At 62.2% G+C, this 17072-nt stretch carries 20 protein-coding genes; 12 read left to right on the top strand and 8 right to left on the bottom strand.

Translation table 11 applies throughout. The features are described from left to right. On the bottom strand, positions 1-290 hold a 290-nt coding region (locus NEZ08_RS15245), incomplete at its 3' end, for a zinc-binding dehydrogenase (RefSeq protein WP_298108320.1). 140 nt (positions 291-430) lie between these two features. On the opposite strand from NEZ08_RS15245, the gene NEZ08_RS15240 reads away from it, so the two are divergent. From NEZ08_RS15240 to NEZ08_RS15220, 5 genes are all read left to right on the top strand, one after another. Beyond that, complete coding sequence (locus NEZ08_RS15240) at positions 431-754, top strand: hypothetical protein (protein WP_298108317.1); 324 nt, start codon at positions 431-433, stop codon at positions 752-754. 438 nt (positions 755-1192) lie between these two features. Beyond that, positions 1193-1486, top strand: coding sequence for a hypothetical protein (locus tag NEZ08_RS15235; protein ID WP_298108314.1), 294 nt, complete (start codon positions 1193-1195; stop codon positions 1484-1486). 181 nt (positions 1487-1667) lie between these two features. Further along, positions 1668-1847, top strand: coding sequence for a hypothetical protein (locus NEZ08_RS15230; protein ID WP_298108311.1), 180 nt, complete (start codon positions 1668-1670; stop codon positions 1845-1847). A 636-nt stretch (positions 1848-2483) separates the two neighbouring features. Next, on the top strand, positions 2484-2684 hold the full coding sequence (locus NEZ08_RS15225) for a hypothetical protein (RefSeq protein WP_298108308.1): 201 nt from the start codon (positions 2484-2486) through the stop codon (positions 2682-2684). 351 nt (positions 2685-3035) lie between these two features. Further along, positions 3036-3416, top strand: coding sequence for a DUF202 domain-containing protein (locus NEZ08_RS15220; protein WP_298108305.1), 381 nt, complete (start codon positions 3036-3038; stop codon positions 3414-3416). A gap of 43 nt (positions 3417-3459) precedes the next feature. Here NEZ08_RS15220 and NEZ08_RS15215 read toward each other — a convergent pair whose 3' ends face one another. Further along, complete coding sequence (locus tag NEZ08_RS15215; RefSeq protein WP_298108302.1) at positions 3460-3960, bottom strand: Crp/Fnr family transcriptional regulator; 501 nt, start codon at positions 3958-3960, stop codon at positions 3460-3462. A 530-nt stretch (positions 3961-4490) separates the two neighbouring features. Between NEZ08_RS15215 and NEZ08_RS15210 the strand changes: the two genes are divergently transcribed. From NEZ08_RS15210 to NEZ08_RS15190, 5 genes are all read left to right on the top strand, one after another. Next, positions 4491-4919: a response regulator gene (locus NEZ08_RS15210; protein ID WP_298108299.1), complete on the top strand. Its 429-nt coding sequence runs from the start codon at positions 4491-4493 to the stop codon at positions 4917-4919. An 81-nt stretch (positions 4920-5000) separates the two neighbouring features. After that, on the top strand, positions 5001-5171 hold the full coding sequence (locus NEZ08_RS15205) for a hypothetical protein (RefSeq protein WP_298108297.1): 171 nt from the start codon (positions 5001-5003) through the stop codon (positions 5169-5171). Between the two features lie 261 nt (positions 5172-5432). Next, positions 5433-5651, top strand: a complete 219-nt coding sequence (locus tag NEZ08_RS15200) for a hypothetical protein (protein WP_298108294.1) — start codon at positions 5433-5435, stop codon at positions 5649-5651. 216 nt (positions 5652-5867) lie between these two features. After that, a complete protein-coding gene (locus NEZ08_RS15195) occupies positions 5868-6314 on the top strand; it encodes a DMT family transporter (RefSeq protein WP_298108291.1) in 447 nt (148 codons plus the stop codon). 250 nt (positions 6315-6564) lie between these two features. Beyond that, positions 6565-7473, top strand: a complete 909-nt coding sequence (locus NEZ08_RS15190) for an ankyrin repeat domain-containing protein (protein WP_298108288.1) — start codon at positions 6565-6567, stop codon at positions 7471-7473. Positions 7474-7480: 7 nt separating this feature from the next. Here NEZ08_RS15190 and NEZ08_RS15185 read toward each other — a convergent pair whose 3' ends face one another. From NEZ08_RS15185 to NEZ08_RS15170, 4 genes are all read right to left on the bottom strand, one after another. Next, on the bottom strand, positions 7481-8035 hold the full coding sequence (locus NEZ08_RS15185; protein ID WP_298108285.1) for a c-type cytochrome: 555 nt from the start codon (positions 8033-8035) through the stop codon (positions 7481-7483). A gap of 182 nt (positions 8036-8217) precedes the next feature. Then, the gene (locus tag NEZ08_RS15180) at positions 8218-9933 is read right to left on the bottom strand and encodes a PQQ-binding-like beta-propeller repeat protein (protein ID WP_298108282.1); all 1716 of its coding nucleotides are present in this window, start codon (positions 9931-9933) and stop codon (positions 8218-8220) included. A gap of 159 nt (positions 9934-10092) precedes the next feature. Next, positions 10093-13536 carry a PAS-domain containing protein gene (locus NEZ08_RS15175; RefSeq protein WP_298108279.1) on the bottom strand — a complete coding sequence of 1148 codons (3444 nt, stop codon included), beginning with the start codon at positions 13534-13536 and terminating at the stop codon, positions 10093-10095. Between the two features lie 194 nt (positions 13537-13730). Then, positions 13731-13997 carry a hypothetical protein gene (locus tag NEZ08_RS15170; protein ID WP_298108277.1) on the bottom strand — a complete coding sequence of 89 codons (267 nt, stop codon included), beginning with the start codon at positions 13995-13997 and terminating at the stop codon, positions 13731-13733. A 249-nt stretch (positions 13998-14246) separates the two neighbouring features. On the opposite strand from NEZ08_RS15170, the gene NEZ08_RS15165 reads away from it, so the two are divergent. Both NEZ08_RS15165 and NEZ08_RS15160 read left to right on the top strand, forming a co-directional pair. Beyond that, positions 14247-14510: a PilZ domain-containing protein gene (locus NEZ08_RS15165; protein ID WP_298108275.1), complete on the top strand. Its 264-nt coding sequence runs from the start codon at positions 14247-14249 to the stop codon at positions 14508-14510. 570 nt (positions 14511-15080) lie between these two features. Continuing rightward, a complete protein-coding gene (locus NEZ08_RS15160; RefSeq protein ID WP_298108273.1) occupies positions 15081-15689 on the top strand; it encodes a hypothetical protein in 609 nt (202 codons plus the stop codon). 52 nt (positions 15690-15741) lie between these two features. Here the strand turns inward: NEZ08_RS15160 and NEZ08_RS15155 are convergent, their stop codons facing one another. Next, a complete protein-coding gene (locus tag NEZ08_RS15155; protein ID WP_298108270.1) occupies positions 15742-16110 on the bottom strand; it encodes a response regulator in 369 nt (122 codons plus the stop codon). Between the two features lie 569 nt (positions 16111-16679). Continuing rightward, positions 16680-17072: hypothetical protein (locus tag NEZ08_RS15150; RefSeq protein ID WP_298108268.1), on the bottom strand; the 393-nt coding region annotated here is incomplete at its 5' end.

The raw sequence follows: 17072 nt of genomic DNA, 5'->3' as shown, positions 1-17072 counted from the left end.
CTCCGTTCCGCGCGCTTCACCGCCACGCCGCTAGACTTTCGGAGAGGATGGGCCTGATCGCAGCGCAGCACGATCTTCCCCGCGACGCTTCCGCCGGCGATCAGTTGGAGCGCGCGCCTTCTTGCCGCGGAAAGCGGAAGGGCGTTCGCGATGACAGGCTCGATCGTCCCTTCGGCAGCAAGTGCGAGGATCGTAGTCATCCCGAGCTGCTGCCGGTGCTTGCGAAAATGGTTCGCTTCCAACTCGATGTGTGATTGGTGATGCACGAGGATGCGTGCGATGGCGCGCATCCGGCGCCTGTTCAACCATCTCGTCCCGGCGCTATCCGCATTCTTGCGGGCTTGATGCGAAGGCCGAATCAGGTCGTTGCTGAGCCATCACAATCCACAGCATTCTGCCCGTGACTTTCTTTGTAATGGAGACAAGGACAGTGGCTGCGGTAGATTCGAAATGGGGTAGCTGGCTTGGGCTCGTGACGAAAATGACGCATCACCTTCTTTCCAATCCGTTTCATTCGAAACAGGAGCAGGACCATCTGCACGAGCGCGCAGAGGAAGCGCGGCGTCGTGCGATGCTGTCGGCGCGATCGACGCCGGTTTGCAGCCATTGCCGCTCCGACGACATCACCTGCGTCGCCACCGCGCAATGGAGCAACGAGAAGCAGGAATGGGAGCTGGCCAACACCTTTGCCCGGCCGGCGCATTGCAACACCTGCGATCGGGACGGCGAGATCGTCTGGCTGCCGCTGAACTGAGGCTGCGGTTTTCGATTTTTACCGCGCTGAAGGCGGGCTCCTTCCCCCGCGTGCAGGTGCGCGGCGAGCAAAGCTCCGGCCGTGAAGGTTGGATGAGAGGCGTGTCTCCTCACCGGACCGCCCACCGGCGCATCACCGACGTTTTGCTGCGGCATCACCTCTGAAGAATTACACCTCTGGGCACGTGGTGCCTGGTGAGACCGGGCATTTCCAATCTCCGCCTTGTGAGATGATCGGGGCGCCGATGCCATATTCCGCGCCGGCCGTGACGGCTTGCGCGGGAAGGCAGGCGTGACCCACAGAGAGTTCCTGTCCTGCTTGTTCTTCGCAAACGAGGAACGCGCAAGCCCAGCAGGCGTTCGAAAGGGCGAGGAAGCCGCGAGACGCGGTTCCGTTCGAACTGAATAAAGAACCTGCTCGAAAAACAAGGAGGACGTCATGAGATGGATCGTGAGGGGTTTCGCGCTGGCGCTGGTGCTGTCTGCGCCTGCCGCCTTTGCTCAAACCAAGACGCCGAATGTTTCTGGCGCGCCGAGCGCGCAGAATTCCGGCGCGGGAATTCAGGGCTTGCCGGGAAACAAGAGCGGCCCGGCCGTCAAGCCTGAGGCCAAAGGGACGGTTGGCGCCAGTTCGAATCTTCAAAACAAGAAGGTTGAGGAGCAGGACTCGTCCGGTATCAAGGGAATGCGGGGAGACAAGAACGGGCAGCCTGCCCGGCCGCCCGGGAAGTAAGCGAAAGCGGAACTTCGGCTGCCTGGAAAAATCCCGCTCCGGGCGGCTTAGAGCAGAGTGGCCGCCTTCGATCCGACAAATTGAAGGCGGTAATCTTCCGGTAAAGATCGTCGATTAAGCGGACGCCAGTCTCGCCGTCGCGAGATTCGCGACCAACGGATCGGATAACCGGGAGGAGACGATGGAAAACGCCCAACGCTGCCGCGCGATTGCGCTGCTCTGCCGCCAGCAGGCGAGCCTGCATCCCGACCAGAACTGGAAATGGCTGGCTCAGGCCGAACGCTGGGAGCACCTGGCGGAAGCCGAGTTCATTCTGAAAGCGGAAACGCCGAAACGGGAGGCGGAGCCCGCTGCGGCGTAATTTCCGGATACGCACAGCGTCATCAATCCTTCAGAATTCTTGGCTATCGTCGATAGCGTCATGATCACTCGCCGGATGTACGCGGGATGGTCAGCGAGCCCCGGCATCATGTGCTGGGGTTTTTCGTTTTCGGGCCTTCGCCGGACGCCCGGGAAACCAGGTTGCGGTCAGTTTCGTACCCCGTTCGACGTGGCGGACTGATCAGCGGGACGGCGTTCTCCATATCCGCTGCCGGCAAATCGGGCGGTGGTCGCGTCGCGGAGCCGGTCGCTCCTGATTCATGGTCCTGATCCGAAGCGCTCCGCAATGCCGAGCTTGCCTTTTTCGCCGGATGGCCGCCTCGCGCTGCGTTCGTGATTGCGAGTCCAGCTTGGCTCTCTTCATCGGCAGGCTCCGTTCAACTCGCGCCCCGCAGGCGGGCGAGGGCACAGGCGAACGGCGCGGCTCCTTGCCGAGCAACGCGCCGGGCACATTGGTGATGGTTGTCCTTGCCTCGGGACGTCACGCCGGCGATCGGCGTGCCGGCTGTTGCGACGCGACATTGTAAAAATTCGGCATCGCACCGCTGCCGATAGGAACCGGACGCAGCGGAGCGACGTTCAATGATCCAAAATAAAAATCAAACGAAGGGCGGCGATGTTATCCCGTTGGCGCATATGGACCCGGCTCAAGCTGGCGCTGCGAAAACGCCCGGTCCCGCAGCCGCAGTTACCCTACGATCTCGACGAATTCGCAAAGCTGCTTTCAAGCCGCGATCCGCGTGCGCTGAAGCAGCTGGCGAGCGGTCTCGCCGTGCGGGGCGCGGCCGAGCCCGGCAAGCTGTCGTCGCCGCGCTAGTACAGCCGATCTGCAGTCCCTGATCGAATTAGCGGTGGTGCGAAGACTTCGGATCGGCGGTACCAGCTCAGATGTGCCGACCACGGCTCGCCCATCCATAAACATATTTTGATTTTTCAACTCGATTTTAGTGTCATTTTCGCCTGCGCTGGGCGAGTTTGCTGGCGAGCGTTCAGCTCCCCTCGATGCCTGGTCGAGGCAGAGCCTCAGCATGGACCCCCGTGCTGAGGCTCTTTTCGTTGCGTTCGTGCGTTGATGCTGGCACATGCCGCCGAACACGAACCGGCTTTCTTGCCGGATCTCTTCCAACAGCCGCAAACGCGCTTCTGCAACATTCAAGCGAGGTTTTCGATGATCGAGAGATACTCTGATCATGCCGCGAACGAACGTACCTTTCTGGCCTGGGTCCGAACCGGCATCGCCACGATCGCGTTCGGCTTTGTCGTCGAGAAGTTCAACCTGTTTGTCCGCACCATCATCGAGGCCAATCCGTCAGCCGGTACGGCGAAGCTGGCGCGCTTCTCGGATTCCTTCAGCCACTATGACGGCCTCGTCCTGATCTTCATCGGCATCCTCATCATCGTGCTGTCGCTGGTGCGCTTCATCAGGACGAGCCGCATGATCGACGATGCAGAGGCGCACTCTGCCGGCGGCGTGAGGGTCGAGCTCGTGCTTGCGGTGGTTCTGGCCATCATCGTGATGTCGATGACGGCGTATTTCGCGCTGTTTTGACGGATGCGGCTTTCGGTGGGCGCAATCCCGCCTCTGCGGCCGTTCAACCGGCAGCGACTGGCCTTGGCGGGTTCAGCACGTGAAGGTAGGAGGGGCTGAACTCCGCGAGCGTTTCAAGCTGATCCCGCCGAAGAATCTCGATGGTTTTGCCTTCCCATTCGATCAGGCTCTGGCGCCGCATTTCCTGAATCGTTCGGTTGGTGTGAACAAGCGAGATGCCGCACGCCTCGGCGATCGTCTCCTGGGTGAACGGAGCATCGAAGCTCTTCTGTTTGTAAAGTCCAACGCTCTCCAGCCGCGCCGCGATCTCGCAAAAAACATGCGCCACCCGCGGCAGAGCCTGGCGCGAGCCGAGATTGTCGACCCATTGCCGATGGATCTCGGACTGGATCAGTGTCTCGCGCCAAAACGCATTCGTCAGCCCGGCCGATCCAGCCAGGAGAGTCTTGAGGTAGGAGTGGGGAACAGAGGCGATTGTGCTGCTGCCGACGCTGCAAAGCTCGCGGTCCATCACCGGCAGGTGCAGCGCATGGAGATCCGGCATGTCCCCGGGCACGTAGAACGATGTGATCTGATTGCGCGTGAATACGGTTCTTTGTCGGCAAAGAAATCCGCTCAAGACAATCGAGCAGCTGAGAGGACGGTCGCCTGGCCGGGCGACGACATCGCCTTTTCCAAGATTCTTCACCGTGTAAGGCATGCTCTTGAGCGAGGCTCGATCCGTTTCCGAGAGGCCGGAGACGGCCTGGAGACGAGCGATGAGTTTTTGGTGCGGCACTGCTGCTCCCCCTTGTCAGGCGGGAGCGCAAGGTCTCTCAGTCACCGGCGCCTATCAAGCCAAAGCCGGTGATTGCGGTACACTGCCATAAAGCCGCTGGGTTCAAAAGGGCGCATGAGTTCGGCTGAAAGTCGGCACCCGTGCCTTCCTGCTGCCAATCGCAGATGCTTCCTTGAAACTCATTTTAGTCAAATCGTGCAGGTCAAGGCTCGGGACAGAGCAGGCTGGCGGCGCGTAAAACAACCGGTGGTCGAACGGCAATTCAGGCGTTAGGATGGGCCGATCACGGAACGCCCTTGCGCTCGATCTTCGCTGTCGGCACTTCCGCCCAAACCGACCGTGACGCTCACATGCCGCAAATGCTCGAGCACCTTCGTATCCTTGTCGTCGAGGACGAATACTTCCTCGCGAACGATCTGGCGCGCGCGCTGACGTCGGAAGGGGCCGACGTCATCGGTCCGGCAGCCACGGCTTGCGAGGCATTCCAGCTGATCGACAGGGGACTGGATGCAGTGGTCCTGGACATCAAGCTCACCGATGGACAGGCGTTTGCAATAGCGGACGAGCTTGTTCGCATGCATGTCCCGTTCGCCTTCGCCACAGGCTACGGACCCGACACGATCCCGCGTCGTTTCCGGGATGTCGTCAGAATCGACAAGCCGTTCGATGCCGGGGCGGTCGGATCGGTCATCGCGCGGCTTGCAGCCCCTCGGAAGCCTCGATGAACCGGATCAGGCGGTGGTCCTAATTTCGCCGCAACCTTTCTCATTCATAAAGATGAATATGTTTGAGGAACGGGGGACGCCATGAACGATCCGGTCAGAGATCCGCGCTTCTGGCGCGAGCGCGCAGAAAAAACCAGGGCCAAAGCAGAATCTTTCCGCGTTGCTGAGAAGGAAAGGGAGAGGCTGCTCAAGATCGCCTCCGAGTATGAGCAACTGGCCCGACGTGCCGAGCAGTGGGGCACTTCTTCCTGAACCGTGCAGACCTGAAGCAGGCCGTCTCTGAGGTCGGCTTTCTTCATGGAGCGGAGGTCTATCGATTCGCCGCGTTTGGGGCGGCCGACCAAACGGCCGAATCTTGATCGCGATCAAATTTCGCGCGGCTGCCGGAGACCGGCGATCGCGGACGTGGCGAGGTCAGATCCAGTTTGGACGCAGCGTCCGTCCGCATCTGTCATATGTTAATTCGGGCTTTGTCCTGATCAGTTATCGTCGTTCCGTTCTGGGGGGCGGGACATGCCAATCAGCCAGTTCATCAAGTGCGAGGCGGGGTCAGCCGAGATCAAGCGGCTCAATGACGCCTACGCCAGGACCCTTCGCATGCTCGACCTCGTTGACCGCGGCGACCCTGTAACAGAACTCGTGGCGAAGAAGGTCGTCGACATCGGGACATCCGGTGTGATCGACCCCGACGAAATTGCTCGCGCCGTGGTCGGGCACTTCCTCAAAGGGTAAGGCCGACTGGCGAGAGCGGCGGAAAACGGTCCGGCGTCCCTGGCAGCCGGCGCGGGTGCCAACGACCCGCAAACGTCATGCACCTGCGAACTGCAAGACTGTCTTGGCAGCTTTTCGCCATGCGGGCTTTCCCGCGCCCAAAATTGGCGATGTAGTGCGCTCACCTGACCGGCGCCGGGCGCGCGCCGGAAAATCCAGCAATTCCTGAGACGAGAGATGTTGAAATCGGTTATTCCAACGATCCTGGCTGCCTCGGCCGGAGGCAGCCTTGTCGTGCAGCAGGCGCTCAATGCGAGCCTGCGCGCGCAACTCAGCTCGGCCGCCTTGTCGGGGCTCGTAAGTTACGTCCTCGGCGCCATCTGCATGGCCGTATTCGTGCTTGTGATGCAGGACCCGCTGCCGCCGTTGGGGGTCCTGGGGCGCATACCCTGGTTCGTCTGGAGCGGCGGTCTGTTCGGCGCGATCTTCATCGCGCTGAGCATCTTCCTCATCCCGCAGCTCGGCGCCGCAACGTTCTTCGCGCTGCTGATCGCCGGCCAGATGCTCGGGTCGATCGCCTTCGACCATTTTGGCCTGTTCGGTCTGCCGGTTCACCCCATCAGTTTCGTCCGCCTCGCCGGCGCGGCCTTGCTTGTCGCGGGCGTCGTTCTGATACGGATGTAGCGGGCGGCTGCGTCCGGCTTGAGCCGGAATGCGACCGCGGGTATCTAGTGGAGCGGATTTGACATTCGCTACCGGTTGGGCCGCTCGTTCGACGAGCGAATGTCAAATCCAAAGCTCCACTAGAACCCTATATTTGCCAGTGGTCCTTTGATTCTAACATTTGTAAAAGTGCCTGCTGAAAAGGGATACAAATGTTAGAATCGGACCACTAGACGGCTCGCGCCGGCTGAATGGAGTGGAGGGCGGCATATTGCGTCACATTGCCCTGGCTGCGATCTTGCTGCTCGGCGCCGGCCACGCGGCCTTCGCGGCCGATCCAGCGCGGTGCCGTGACTTGGCCCGCCGCTACGAGACCGGCAAGTCCCAGATGAGCGCGATCGAAATGTCATCGACGCTGTTCGCCGCAGCCGACCGCAACTGCGTGGAGCTTGCGACCAGCCTGCTGGACCAGGGCGTCTCGGTCGATGCACGGGATCGGATGGGCGCCCGGCCGCTCAGCCACGCGGCGCGATCGGGCCATCTCGAAATGGTCGACCTGCTCTTGCAACGAGGTGCGCCGGTCGACGCGCGCGATCTCAATGGCGCGACCGCGCTTTATGTTGCCGCCGAACGCGGCCAGAACGCCGTCGTGCAGCGCCTGATCGACAAGGGTGCCGACCCAAATCTTCGGGGGCGGAGCGGCACCTCGCCGCTCGCCGCCGCTGCCTTCGCCGGCAGGAACCAGGTGGTCAGGATGCTGCTGGCGCACGGCGCCGACGGACGCGCGGCGGACGACACCGGTAAGCCGCCGATCGTCTATGCGGCTGCGAGCGGCAGCCTCGATATTGTCGAGCAGTTGCTGGCGCGGGATCCCGATGTCAATGCCCGTTACGCCAACGACCTCACGCTCCTGATGTGGGCGTCGGGCCCTGACGAGAGTGTTGCGGAAGCGCAGGCGCTTCAGGTCGTCTCCTATCTCCTCGATGCCGGCGCCCATATCGACGACCGCGACGACCGCGGGCGCACGGCCTTGATGACGGCGGCCGAAGGCAACCACGCCGAGATCGTCCAGCTGCTGCTCAAGCACGGCGCCGATCCGTCGCTTCGCGACAAGGCCGGCAAGCGCGCGGCCGATCTCACCACACTGTCGGCGCTGCGCGAGACGCTGACGGCGCCTTGAGGGGTCTTCACAGCCCGGCGAGATATTCTGCCAGCGCCGCCAAGTCTTCGGTCGAAGTCGCGATCATCAGGTCGCTCATGCCGGGGTTATTGCCGCGGGCGCGGCTGCGGAAGTTCGCCATCGCCTTCGCCAGATAGTCGCGGCTCTGCCCGGCCAGACGCGGCACCGTGCTGTCGCCCTGGAAATGGTCGAGATGACAGCCGGTGCAGCCGACCGAGCCATCCGCGGCCCGGGCGCGCTGCGCGACATCTTTCGGCGCGCGCGGCTGGCCGAGATCCGGCCACGGCTTCTGCGAGAAATACTCGGCGATCGCCATCATGTCGTCTTTTTCGAAGGCGGAGGCGATCGGCTGCATGATCTCGCTCTTGCGATCGCCACGCTTGAAATCGCGGAGCTGGATGTAGAGATAGCCCGCCTGCTGTCCCCAGATGTTCGGAATCGTCTTGTCGACCGGCTTGCCGGCCTCGCCATGGCAGCCGGAGCAGACCTGGACCTTCTCCTGGATCTTCTCGTCCGGCGTCTGCGCGCGCAGCGGCGCGATCGCGAATGCCATCGCAGCCATGACGCCAACTAGGAGCCCGGAATAAAGCCTGCCGCCCATCGCTTAAGCCTTCAACAATTTTCCAAAAGAAGCGGGACCGCAAGCGGTCCCGCCCGTTAGTCGATGATGTCCAGAGCGTCTTCAAGCGAAGCGGGTACCGGTTCGCGTGAAGAAAACGCGGCAAAACGAAAATTCAGATCCTATTAATCGAGCGCGAACGCGATGATGTTGTTGCCGCGCTTGGAGTTGACCTGGACGTTGCCGCCGGCGCCGACCACGATGTATTGCTTGTTGCCGACCTGATAGCTCGACGGCGGAGCGTTGACGCCGGCTCCGGCGTGGAAGTTCCACAACTCCTTGCCGTTCGAGGAATCATAGGCCGCGAACTTGCCGTTGCTTTCGCCGGTGAACACCAGGCCGCCCGCGGTAGCGAGAATGCCGCCGATCATCGGCTCCGGCGTCTTCACCTGCCACTTGATCTTGCCGGTGTTGTAGTTGACGGCGGTGATGTTGCCGGACTGCTTCTCCGTCGGGATCACCTTGAAGGCGCCGCCGAGCCACAGCTTGCCGTTCGGGTAGGGCGAGTTCTCGACATGGTAGGTCATCGGCTGGTTCAGGTTGATGGCATAGGCCAGGCTCTGGCCCGGATCGGTGGCGATCGGCGACCATTCGACGCCGCCATTGGCGCCGGGCAGCATGCGCGCGCCGTCCTTGGTCGGAAGCGTCCACATGTTCTCCTGGGGCACCATCGCATCCGAGAAGCGGATCAGGCTGCAGTCCTTGCGGTTATGCACGTAGATATGACCGGTCTTGCCGGCGTGGATAACGCCGGGGATGGTCTTGCCGTTCTTGTCCTTGACGTCGACCAGCACCGTCGGACTGACCGCGTCAAGATCCCATACGTCATGGGCGATATACTGGAAGTGGCAGAGATATTTGCCGGTATCGAGGTCGAGCGAGACCAGCGAGTCCGTGTAGAGATTGTCGCCGGGCCGCACCGAACCGTCGAGGTCGGGCGACGGGTTGCCGACCACGAAATAGATCCGGTTGGTGGCGAGGTCGACCGAGGGGTTCTGCCACACGCCGCCGCCGAGCTTGGCGGCGGGATCGCCGGTCTTGGCGAGCTGATCCTTCTCGGCCTGGATATTGCGGTGCATGTCGCGGCCGGTGGCGTCCTTGGTGGCCCAGACGCCGACGGTGCTGTCGGGAATGGTGTTGAAATTCCAGAGCTGCTTGCCGGTGTTGGCGTCATAGGCGCGCACGAAGCCGCGGATGCCGTATTCACCGCCATTGGTCCCGATCAGGACCTTGTCCTTGATCACGGTCGGAGCCATCGTCTCGCTATAGCCGAGTTCGGGATCGGCAATGTTGGTCATCCAGACCACCTCGCCGGTCTTGGCGTTCAGCGCGACCAGCTTGGAGTCGAGGGTGGCGAGATAGACCTTGTCATTGAGAACCTGGACGCCACGGTTGTTCGGCCCGCAGCAGAAGGTCGTGATCGGTCCCATCTTGTGATTGTAGTGCCAGAGCTGCTGGCCGGTCTTTGCGTCGAGCGCATAGACATGGCTGTACGAGGTCGTCACGTACATCACGCCATCGACGACGATCGGCGAGGTCTCGATTGATTCCTTGACGTCGGTCTGGAAGATCCAGGCGACGTGCAGGTGCTTGACGTTGTCGCGATTGATCTGCTTGGCGGGATAAAAACGCGTCTGGGCGTAGTTGCCGTTGGTCAGCAGAAAATCCTTGGAGTTCTTGTCGGCCGAATTGAGCTGGCTCTGGGTGACCGGCGAAACCTTGGCGTTGCCGGCTTGCGACTTTCCGTCCTGCTTGACCTCCTGGCCGCTGGCGGCCGCCGACAGAAGTGCAAGGCTGCCGATTGCGGCAACACCTGCCGCAAGGCGTTTTGCGTATGTCATGATTCCCTCCCCGGGGTATTGTCTATTGTTTTGATGAATCGAATGGCGGGCAAGTGCCCGATAGTGCGCATTGGAATGTGAGCCGTCAATGATCCGAAAGATGTGATTGCGCGTGCTGCAGCAGCGAAGTGCGCCGCGCGGGGCCGCGGGAGTGCGCCTTCACGCCACCAGCGCGGTCAGCATGACCGCATTGTCGCGGCCGAATTCGGCCATCGGGACCGGCTTGCCAAACAGATAGCCCTGCGCGAGCTCGACGCCGGCGCTGCGCATGTAATCGAGCTGCTCCTCGGTCTCGATGCCTTCGACCGTCGTCGTGATGCCGAGCCCCTTGGCGAGCGCGATCGAGGAGGCGACCACGGCCTGGCAATCGGTGCGGCTGAGCACGCCCTTGGTGAAGGATTTGTCGATCTTGATCTTGTCGAACGGAAAGATCGTCAGATAGTTCATCGACGAGAAGCCGGTGCCGAAGTCATCGAGCGCGATCGACAGGCCGAGGTTCTTCAGTTGCCGGATCGTGGTGAGATGCGCTTCCTGGTTTTCCAACAGCGAGGTCTCGGTGATCTCGAGCTCCAGCCGCTCCGGCTGCAGGCCCGTCTTCACCAGCGTCGCCAGGATCAATTCGAACAGCTTGCCCTTCTTGAACTGGATCGCCGAAATGTTGATGGCGACCTTGACCTGCGCGGGCCAGGTCGCCGCGTCGGCGCAGGCGCGTTCGAGAATCCAGTCGCCGAGCGGCGCAATGAGGCCGGTGGACTCCGCCAGCGGAATGAAATGGTCGGGCGGAATCATGCCCCTGACGGGATGGCGCCAGCGCACCAGCGTCTCGACGCCGACAAGCTCGCGGGTCCCGATGTCGATCACCGGCTGATAGTGCAGCTCGAACTGGCGTTGCGCGATCGCCTCGCGCAGCTCGCGCTCGGCGGATTGCTGGGTGTTGACGATCTCCAGCATTTCGTCCTTGAACAGGCAGAAGTCGTTTCGACCGTTTGACTTGACGGCGTAAAGCGCCAGGTCGGCGCGCTTGAGCAGCTCGCCCGGCTCGACGCCGTTTTCCGGCGCCAATGCAATGCCGACCGAGGCACCAACGGCGACTTCCTGTCCACCGAGATTGAAGGGCGGGGAGACCGCATCGATGATGCGCAGCGCCAGCGCGACCGCGCCTTCGCGCTGCTCCGTACCGCCCTCCTGGATGACCGCGAATTCGTCGCCGCCGAGCCGCGCCAGCACGTCGGTTTCGCGCAAGGTCGCTTGCAGGCGGCGCGCAACTTCGCTCAGGAGCTGGTCGCCGGCGAGGTGCCCGAGCGTGTCGTTGACGGTCTTGAAGCGATCGAGGTCGATCATCATGACGGTGACGTTGCCGCCGTTGCGTTTCAGCCGCTTGCTGGCCTCCTCGAGGCGGGCGTTGAACTCCGCGCGGTTGGCGAGCCCCGTGAGCACGTCATGCCGCGCCAGGTGGACGATTTCGGCCTCGGCGCGGCGCCGCTCTGTGATGTCCTCCATCAGCGCAACCCAGCCGCCGCCGCGCATCGGTTGGCGCGACAGCAGGATGAAGCGGCCATCCGTCGTTTCGTCGATCCGCGAGGCGTCGGATGCCAGCGCTACCATCTCGGCGACCCTCGCTTTCACTTCCGGGTCGTCGATCGGCTTGTTCAGGTAACGGGAGATGCGGAACGCGGAGATATCGGCGTAGGGCGTTCCGACCTTCAAAAGATGCGGCGGCACGTTGTAGAGCTCGGCGAAACGGTCGTTCCAGACCGTCAGCCGCTGCTCGCCGTCGAACATGCACAGTCCTTGCGCCATGTTGGCCAGCGCCGTCGAGAAGCGCGTGTTCATCACTTCGAGCTCAGCGGCTTTTTCAGCCAGCAGCTTCTCGCTTATTTTTTCCGCTGTGACGTCCTCGTGCGTCGTCAGCCAGCCGCCGTTCGACATCTGCTGCCGCTTGATCACCACCACGCGCCCGTCGGCGAGCTCCATGGTTTCGCTGGCCCGCCTGACGTTGACCGTCGTATAGGCGTCCGGGTCCACCGCGAAATTGGTGCCGGCCTCGCAGCGCGCCTGCAGAATTTCCCGGATGTGGGTGCCCGGCTTCACCTGATCCTCGCGCAGACGGTAGATTTCGGCGTAGCGGGGGTTGGCAACGACGACCCGCTGGTCGGGGTCGTAAAGGCAGATGCCGTGCGACATGTACTGAAGCGCGGCGTTGAAGCGCGCGTTGGCGAGTTCGAGTTCGGCGGCCTTCTCCTCGACGAGCCTCGCCTGCATGCGCTGGGCGGTGACGTCCTCGTGGAGGCTGACCCAGCCGCCGCCGGCAACCGCGGTCTTGACGATGGAGACGATCCGGCCGTCGGCGAGGTGGTTGGTCGCAAGGCTCTTTCCGGTCTCGCGCAGTTCCCGGCGCAGGTTTTCGACAAAAGTCGCGGCGTCAAAGCTGGCGCCGCGGTTCTCGGCGGAATACCGGGCGATCTCAGTGACGCTGACGCCCTGCCGGACGACCCCGGGCGGCATCCGATAAATCTGTTCGTAGCGCTCGTTCCAGACGGCGAGCCGGCCGTCGGCGTCGAACATCGCAAGGCCGCTCGGCATGTTGGTCAGCGCGGCATCGAAGTGGAGGTTCTGCCTGGAGATTTCGTCGTTGAGCTCGCGCAGCGAACGCTGGCTGTTGCCGAGGCGGATCTGGTAACGGATGGCAAAACCGACGGCCATCAGGACGAGTAGGGTGATGATCGAGGCGGCCGCCATATAGGCGGTGCGATGCGCCCGGTAGTCGCGCAGGATCGAGTCCTCGGACAGGCCGGCATTGAAGTAGAGGCCGTATTTGTCCGAAGCGCGGAAGGCGATCAGGCGTTTGACGCCGTCCATGGCGCCGACGCCCCAGTAGTGGCCCGACCTCGGACTGCCTTCGATTGCCTCGCCGTGCGGGATCTTTCGGCCGACTTCGTTTGCTGAAAATCCCTGCGCGGCCAGGACGACGTTGTTCTGATTGCGGATCGAGATGCTGCCGCTCGTGCCGAGTTTGGCGCTGCGGTAGAACGGCTCGATGAAATTGGGATTGATCGACAGCGATATCAACCCGGCCGTGGAGCCATCCGGGTGACGAAGCCGGCGCAGCAGCACGAGCGAGTTGCGTTTCGTCGTCCGTCCCACCACCGGGTCGCTGATCAGCAGTTCGTCGTTCGTTGCCTGCAACTGCTTCTGCACGTGCGGACGGTCGCCGAGATAAGGCAGAGGGCCGCCGGAGCGAGACGTCGTGGCTTTGATGTAGCCGTCGGAGCCGATCAGGACCAGCAGGATTGAATCATCGCTGATCAGCGCGGCCTGTTCGGCCCACCTGCGCAGATCGAAATGCGCCGGATCGTCCTCATAGCTTTTGCGCAGCAGCAGCAGCGTGCGGTCGAAGCGGCCGAGGATGTCGATGGTGTCGTGCTCGAACAGCCGTACCAGGCTGTCGGACTGCTTCATCGCTTCATCGACCGCCTTCTGCCGCTCGATCGAGGAGATATAGAACGCGACGAACCAGCTCGCGGCAATCAGCATGAGACAGGCAATGGCGGCCGAATGCGGGAAAGCCCGCATCCAGAGCAGCCATTTGCCGCGCCAAGTCATTTGTCGAAAAGCCCCGAAAGGAAACGCGCAGAATGAATGCGTTTTATCGTCCTTGGCGGCTTAAGCCGTGGTTACGCGGGCTTCTTTCCGCGTGAGGTAGTTAATGTCGATCAAATCCGCGCGGCATTTAAAGCCAAATTTTACCACGCCGGCCTCCGCTGTTCGGCAAGCTCAGGGTCGAGTGGCTCAGCAATTCAATAATAGCTGCGATCCATCACCGGCACCGGCGCGCCTTCGGCGGCGATCGCCGCGGCCTTGCGGGCGGCCTCGATCGCATATCGGATTTCCTTGGCACTCAGCAGCGCCTTGCGCACGTTGCGGTCTTCTACGGTCGGGTCGAAGGTGATCAGGCGGTTGCAGTGCTGGCAGTTGGTCTGATATCCCGGACGGAGTCGTTGCGCGCGCTCGCGGAACACCTGCGAGCACTTCGTGCATTTGATCTTGACCTTCTCGTCGATCATGAAGCCCCCTCGGCCTGGAAATGTTGCAAGACACAGTCTGCATTGCCGCCGCTTAAAGGCCTCTTGGAACCTTCGCTAAAACTTGAAGGAGAATGTCACGGCGCGCCGGTCTCAAGACCAGGTGCCGTGGGACCACTCGACCAATGTGGGCGGCCCGTTTTGATTCAAATTGCGCCCGCTAAGGTTTCTGACCTCTTGCGCGATGGCGCTTAAGGATGCCGTAACCGGCGATGACCGAGCATAGCCGGCATGACGAAGCCTGACAGCAAACCGCAACGTCTCTATCAGCGCGTTCGGCCGAACAGCCCGAGCGCGGCGCAGGCGCAGATCATCGTCGGACCGAAGCAGCCGGTGATCGGTTGCCGGCTGATCGATTATTCGCCGGGTGGGGCGTGCCTGGAGATCTTTCCCATGGTGCAGGTGCCCGAGCGCTTCGAACTTCTCCACGGCGGCGTGAAGAAGAAGAGCCGCGTGGTGTGGCGGCGGGGCAGCCGGATCGGCGTCGCGTTCTAGCCCGCGGTCGTTCAACTGAACCTGCGCGAATGTGCGGGGAAGCACGCCATCGTCCGGGCCAGCCGCGGAACGGATCTCGACTTGCCGACCAGCCGGCGCTGCCCGCGCCGAGCGGTCTCGTCCTGGTGCCCACTTTCCGAAGTTCGTGTTACACCTCAGCACCCACTTTCGCGAACTTCGGAAAGTAATGGGCGCTAGCGGACTTTTGATTCCAGTACCGCCTCATCGATCTGAAGTCCCTGATCGAATTCGCCGCTTGTGGCGCAGGGACTTCAGCTCGGCGGTACTAGAACCCGAGCAGCGCGAGACCGACCCAGCTGAAGGCGAACAGGCCACACGCGGCGGCAGCGACGGAAGCAAGCGTTGCGAGGGCTTTGGTGACCGGCATAACCACACCTTCTGGATGACGGTCATACTGTGCTCCACGATCTCTGCACAAAAGTGGCAAGAAGATGCGTGTGACAAATAACCCGCTAATGTGGCCGTGCTGCAACATGATCCTGTTGCTGCCCGCAAAAACCCGCAATCGCGCCGCGTAGTAGGCGAATCGGATCGGGGACTGGCCGGAGAATGTTGCATTTTGGGAATAGCGTAACCACGTGGTTGCTCGCGGTTGCCGCGGCGGCCGGTGTTGCGCTGGCCTTTGTGTGGCTTCAATCCGGCAGATACTCGCCGGAATACGCCCGTGATTACGAAGACTGTGTCGAGCGGATGCAGGCGCAAGGGGTGCAGGGCGAGGAGCTGAACAGCATGCTCAACGCCTGCGGCGCGCGCTTTGCCGGCCGGCGAAAGCCGGACGGCTCCGGCTATACCTATTACGATTTCATGCAGGACAAGAAGTTCGACATCGCCGGACCCAATCCGACGCCGCAGGAGCGCAAGGCGATCGATCGCGAATACCTCGGCTATCTGGAGGGGCAGCGGCGCGAGGCGATTTCCGAGGCGCTCGCCAAGGAACAGGACGACAGGCTGCGCGCCGACCTCGAGCGAGGGCGCCAGGCCGCCGGCGAGCCGCTGTCGCTGATGCCTTCCAACGTGCCGCTGCCGGTACCGCGGCGCGTCGCCGAGCAGCGGGCCAAGGCGCAACGCTGCGCCGAAGGGTCGCTGGCCTGCACGCTGTCGAAACTGTCGAATGCCGTGAAGGACGCCTTCGCATCGGCGACACGCACCAGGAATTGAGCTTACGCTTCTCACCTCTCGCGCAATCTGGCGCGGTGAGGGAGAAGGTCCCTCAATGCCTGCGGCCCGGGCTGACCTCGCGGATCAGTTCGATCGGATAAAACGGCTTCGCAAAAAAGGTCACGCCGTCCGGCAAAGCATGCGCCGGAGGCCGTGCGGACATTACGATGACGCGCGGCGCCGGATGGACCTTGCGCGCGCACTCGACGAGGTCGAGCCCCGTCATCGCGCCGACCAGCGAGACGTCAGTGACCAGAAGCGCGGGGTGGCGGTTCCTCAGGGCCAGTTCAGCCGTCTCCCCGTCTTCGCATTGTATGACGTCATAGTTTGTCTCTTCCAGCAACAGAGCGATCATCTCGCGCTGGATCGGGTCGTCCTCGACCACCAAAGCGGTCGGGCGAAACGGCTTCACTTGTCCCATCGTCCGAGCCCTCCCTTCCTAACTTATGTTAATGCAGGGACCGGCGAGATGGTTTCGCGCCGACGTTGCATAAAATCGAGGCGGTTTCGTCAGGGGAACTGGCGGTGTCCGTGGCCTTCTTCAAGCTGACCAGGGAGGTTCACGGCCCCGATATTCTATCCGGGAACGGATCAGCTGGCCTTGAGTGCTCAGGGTCGCGACGTAATCGCATCGGCGGCTTCAACGAATCCCTTTCAGGGTCACCGCTTCGTTGCCTCTCACCTTTGCCGTGGCCGAGGCCGGCGGAAGCACGCGCGAGGTCCTTCAGTGCGATCGCGACGTCAGTGAAGGCATACTGACTGATCCACCAGAGCGTAGAGGATGAACGCGACGTTGCTGCAAATCGCCCTGGTGCGCAGACGAACCATGGTCCTACGCAAAAGGGTCCTGAGTACCAGCGAAGACACGAGGTAACCGAGCGAATCTGTCCAGCTCATTGTTACGCTCAAGGGGCAATCCGGCGCATCGACTTGCCAACACTTGAACGATGCCCTCCGAACAGCCTGGCTATCTTCGCTTGGTTGTCGCGGTCAGGGTCGATTGCCGTTGACGTATCCGGTCTGCACCGCGTCCATCGATTTTGCGGAAACCTCCCGACTGAGTTCTTTGCGACGCGGCGTGAGGACCGCGATCTGAAGCGGCGAGGCCGGCATGCCGCCGACCGTGAGCATCGGCGGGGACAAGTCCTGCTCCACGCTTGCAGGCTCGAGCACGGTCAATTGGTGCGGCGTGATTGGGAAGCTGGAGAGTTGGTAGCGGGGCAGCTCTCCCGCCGCGGCGCCGATGGCGCTGGAAATCAAGACGCCGGCTGTAATGACTGACAATCGATTGGGCATGAAAATCTCCGTAACCAAAATGGTAGCCGAAGATAATCGAATGCGCCGAAGGAGCGCGTCATCCAAACGGGGGACGTTGGCCCGCGC

It is taken from the genome of Bradyrhizobium sp. (assembly GCF_027451485.1).
Taxonomy (GTDB): Bacteria; Pseudomonadota; Alphaproteobacteria; order Rhizobiales; family Xanthobacteraceae; genus Bradyrhizobium.
Note: the sequence above shows the minus strand (reverse complement) of the source record. Positions and strands in the feature narration are given on the sequence as shown.

Bases quoted from the DNA above. Each gene is read 5' to 3' on its own strand.
- NEZ08_RS15235 (WP_298108314.1), top strand. From the start codon at position 1,193: ATGAGATGGATCGTGAGGGGTTTCGCGCTGGCGCTGGTGCTGTCTGCG.
- NEZ08_RS15230 (WP_298108311.1), top strand. From the start codon at position 1,668: ATGGAAAACGCCCAACGCTGCCGCGCGATTGCGCTGCTCTGCCGCCAG.
- NEZ08_RS15225 (WP_298108308.1), top strand. From the start codon at position 2,484: ATGTTATCCCGTTGGCGCATATGGACCCGGCTCAAGCTGGCGCTGCGA.
- NEZ08_RS15220 (WP_298108305.1), top strand. From the start codon at position 3,036: ATGATCGAGAGATACTCTGATCATGCCGCGAACGAACGTACCTTTCTG.
- NEZ08_RS15215 (WP_298108302.1), bottom strand. From the start codon at position 3,960: ATGCCGGATCTCCATGCGCTGCACCTGCCGGTGATGGACCGCGAGCTT.
- NEZ08_RS15205 (WP_298108297.1), top strand. From the start codon at position 5,001: ATGAACGATCCGGTCAGAGATCCGCGCTTCTGGCGCGAGCGCGCAGAA.
- NEZ08_RS15200 (WP_298108294.1), top strand. From the start codon at position 5,433: ATGCCAATCAGCCAGTTCATCAAGTGCGAGGCGGGGTCAGCCGAGATC.
- NEZ08_RS15195 (WP_298108291.1), top strand. From the start codon at position 5,868: ATGTTGAAATCGGTTATTCCAACGATCCTGGCTGCCTCGGCCGGAGGC.
- NEZ08_RS15185 (WP_298108285.1), bottom strand. From the start codon at position 8,035: ATGGCTGCGATGGCATTCGCGATCGCGCCGCTGCGCGCGCAGACGCCG.
- NEZ08_RS15180 (WP_298108282.1), bottom strand. From the start codon at position 9,933: ATGACATACGCAAAACGCCTTGCGGCAGGTGTTGCCGCAATCGGCAGC.
- NEZ08_RS15175 (WP_298108279.1), bottom strand. From the start codon at position 13,536: ATGACTTGGCGCGGCAAATGGCTGCTCTGGATGCGGGCTTTCCCGCAT.
- NEZ08_RS15170 (WP_298108277.1), bottom strand. From the start codon at position 13,997: ATGATCGACGAGAAGGTCAAGATCAAATGCACGAAGTGCTCGCAGGTG.
- NEZ08_RS15165 (WP_298108275.1), top strand. From the start codon at position 14,247: ATGACGAAGCCTGACAGCAAACCGCAACGTCTCTATCAGCGCGTTCGG.
- NEZ08_RS15160 (WP_298108273.1), top strand. From the start codon at position 15,081: ATGTTGCATTTTGGGAATAGCGTAACCACGTGGTTGCTCGCGGTTGCC.
- NEZ08_RS15155 (WP_298108270.1), bottom strand. From the start codon at position 16,110: ATGGGACAAGTGAAGCCGTTTCGCCCGACCGCTTTGGTGGTCGAGGAC.